Here is a 449-nt window from a genome sequence, read left to right on the forward strand (position 1 = left end):
TTTACAGTCTGTCACTTTCCATCCATACAGCCCCTGCTCGCAGCCATAAAGAACCCCCTCCATAACCGCATTTTGGAACGATTGGTTTAAATATCCAAGTGAAACTCTGCTTTCATACTGCACTCCACTTCCAATAGGGAGCGGCTCTATGGACAACCCGATAGAAGCCCAGAAAGGATTTGGCGGGACTTCTATGTGGATGGTATATTCTGCTTTTCTAAGCGGTCTTTCCATATATATAACAGTAGGCTCTTTTATTTCTGCCTCCACATGATATTTTTCCTCAAGGATGGCACAAATGACTTCCATCTGCACATTCCCCAAAAAAGAAAGTATAATCTCATGCGTTGTAGTATCCACATAATATTTTAAAAGAGGGTCGCCATCTGAAATTTCTGTAAGTGCCCCAAGCAATATTTCCCGCTGTTCAGATTTCTTTGCTGCAATCG

General features: G+C 42.3%; 1 pseudogene. It reads right to left on the bottom strand.

The features are described 5' to 3' along the window. A pseudogene (locus OCV99_RS17925) lies at positions 1 to 449 on the bottom strand (tetracycline resistance ribosomal protection protein); the annotation flags it as partial.

It is taken from the genome of Dorea acetigenes, assembly GCF_025567385.1.
In the GTDB taxonomy this organism is placed as follows: domain Bacteria; phylum Bacillota; class Clostridia; order Lachnospirales; family Lachnospiraceae; genus Claveliimonas; species Claveliimonas acetigenes.